The organism is Streptomyces sp. SID3343 (genome assembly GCF_009865215.1).
Classification (GTDB): domain Bacteria; phylum Actinomycetota; class Actinomycetes; order Streptomycetales; family Streptomycetaceae; genus Embleya.
In genome coordinates this window covers 1-2,471 of the sequence record NZ_WWJX01000287.1, presented here as the reverse complement: position 1 = coordinate 2,471, position 2,471 = coordinate 1, and the positions used below count along the sequence as shown (strand labels likewise).

The window sequence follows — 2,471 nt, the reverse complement described above, 5'->3', positions numbered from 1 at the left end:
TGCCGTTCTTCTCCTTCATGACGTTCCTCATCGCCGTGCCCACGGGTGTGAAGTTCTTCAACTGGATCGGCACGATGTGGCACGGATCGCTCTCGTTCGAGACGCCCATGCTGTGGTCGATCGGATTCCTGGTCACGTTCCTCTTCGGCGGCCTCACCGGCGTCGTTCTCGCCTCACCCCCGCTCGACTTCCACGTGACCGACACCTACTTCGTCGTCGCTCACTTCCACTACGTCGTCTTCGGCACCGTCGTGTTCGCGATGTTCGCCGGATTCCACTTCTGGTGGCCCAAGTTCACCGGCAAGATGCTGGACGAGCGGCTCGGAAAGATCCACTTCTGGACGCTGTTCGTCGGTTTCCACACCACCTTCCTCGTCCAACACTGGCTCGGCGCCGAGGGGATGCCGCGCCGCTACGCGGACTACCTCGACTCCGACGGGTTCACGACGCTGCACACGGTCTCCAGCATCGGCGCGTTCCTGCTCGGCCTGTCCACGCTGCCTTTCCTGTTGAACGTCTGGAAGACACACAAGTACGGACGCAAGGTGATCGTGGACGACCCTTGGGGCTACGGACGCTCGCTGGAGTGGGCCACCTCCTGCCCACCACCCCGACACAACTTCACCAGGCTTCCCCGGATCCGTTCCGAATCCCCGGCCTTCGACCTCCACCATCCCGAGATCGCCGTCCTGGACTACGAGACCCAACGCGGAATCGAGGGCGTCCTCGACGTCAACCCCGACAAGATGGGCAGGTAGGAGGGACGGGCCGAAAGCCAAAACCGAACCGGCGACGGCCTGCCACCGGGCGGGCGGCCGTCACCGGCTCCGGTCTCGACGCAAGGCAACGCGATGCGAGACGAGACGACGTAGACGGGAGTCGGGCCGTCACCAAGGCCCGTCGACTGTTCCGGTGTTCCCGTCGACCGAGGTCGACCGAGGTCGGTTCAAAAGGTCGACCGGGAATCGAGGCCGGGGCAGCACCCGAGTGACTCCGCGAGCGTCCGCGCGTTACCCCTTATGGGACAAACCTCTTGCTCATGGAGGAACGCGTGTATATCACTCGACTGGCCGCCGCGGCGGCTCTCCTGCTCCTGGCCGCCTGCGACACCGCGACACCAACCACCCCCGCCCAAGCCCTGGATCCCGCCCTGATCGCCAACAGCGCGCCCCTCCCGGGGATCGCACCGTCCACGGCGACCCCCCTCGACCCGACCGGCCCGGCGACACCCGCGACCCCGGCGACGTCCGCGCCTCCCGATCCACAGCGGACAGGTCCGCGCACCGACACCCGATCGGCCGTATCCGCCCCGCCGCCCCGTGGATCCGGCGCCTCGGACCACGCCGAGCGTCGCTCCGCGTCCGAGACATCGGCTCGGCGTGGTCGCCCCGATCGCGCCACGTCCCGACCGGATGCCGTCTCCCCGTGGGCCGCCTGTGGTTTCGGCGTCCGGTTCAGCGGCCGGGGGGACGATTCCCCCGAGGCCCGCATCTGCCGTTCCGCCCACGGCTGATTCCCACCGGACGGTGTCCGGGCGTCGCCCGCGCGGGTGTTCGGTCGGGATCCGAGCCGCTCGATCGACGACGGCGAGGGATCGGCCACCGCCGAGAGGACCGTCCTTGTCGCCGGACCGGCCCCATCGCCGGACCGGGCCAGGGCACCGAATCGGGCCCGGGTGCCGAATCGGGCCTCGGCGGCGGCACCGTCCACGTACCCGCGCCACGTCGCCGCGCGGTCTCGCGTCACGGCAACGGGCGCCGTGCCAACCCCGCGGGACCACATGCCGGTCCCGCCATCCGTCGAGCGCCGCCGGCCTGTCGCCGGCGACGTACGCGCCCGCCTGAACCGTCCGAGATCTCGGGAGAACCGTTGACCACGCACGCCTCCGCCGTCCCGGCCACGCCGCTGTTCGTCATCGAGTACCCCGAAGACGGCGCCGCGACCGTGGACGGCACGCCCGTCTACGTTCCCGAGGGGACAAGAGCCCGGCATGCCGCCATCGACGAGGTCCGCTTCACGGCGTCCCTCCTCGACCGGCCCGTGCGCGCGATCGACGTCGACCCGGACGGCACGCGCTACCCCCTGCTCGTCGACCCGGACGGGACGCTCACGTTCCTGGCCGAGCCGCACCCCGATCCGGACGAAGAAGCCCCCGAAAACGAGGCGCCGGCCCCGTCGTTCGGGGAGGACACGACCCCGACCGACGACCACGACGCCGCCTTCGACCGATGGTGGGCCGACTCCGACGGGGACTCCGCCGACCGATCCGCCGCGCACGAGTACGACCACCCACACGACACAGCCGGACACTCCGACGACCGATCCGCCGCCCACGAGTACGACCCGCACCGGCACTTCGACGACCGACCCGTCGCGGACGAGTACGACGCCCACCGCTCCGTCGGCGGACACGGTACGAACACGTACGACCCTCCGGGAGCGCAGGACCTGCCCGGGGCCGCCCCGCCCCC

The 2,471-nt window shown here is 70.1% G+C and carries 1 protein-coding gene and 1 pseudogene; both read left to right on the top strand.

The window, feature by feature from the left end:
* Positions 1–758 (top strand): cbb3-type cytochrome c oxidase subunit I (locus GT354_RS09865; RefSeq protein ID WP_202511706.1); only part of this gene is annotated, 758 nt, incomplete at its 5' end.
* Between the two features lie 1,111 nt (positions 759–1,869).
* Positions 1,870–2,471: pseudogene (locus GT354_RS09860) on the top strand (hypothetical protein); the annotation flags it as partial.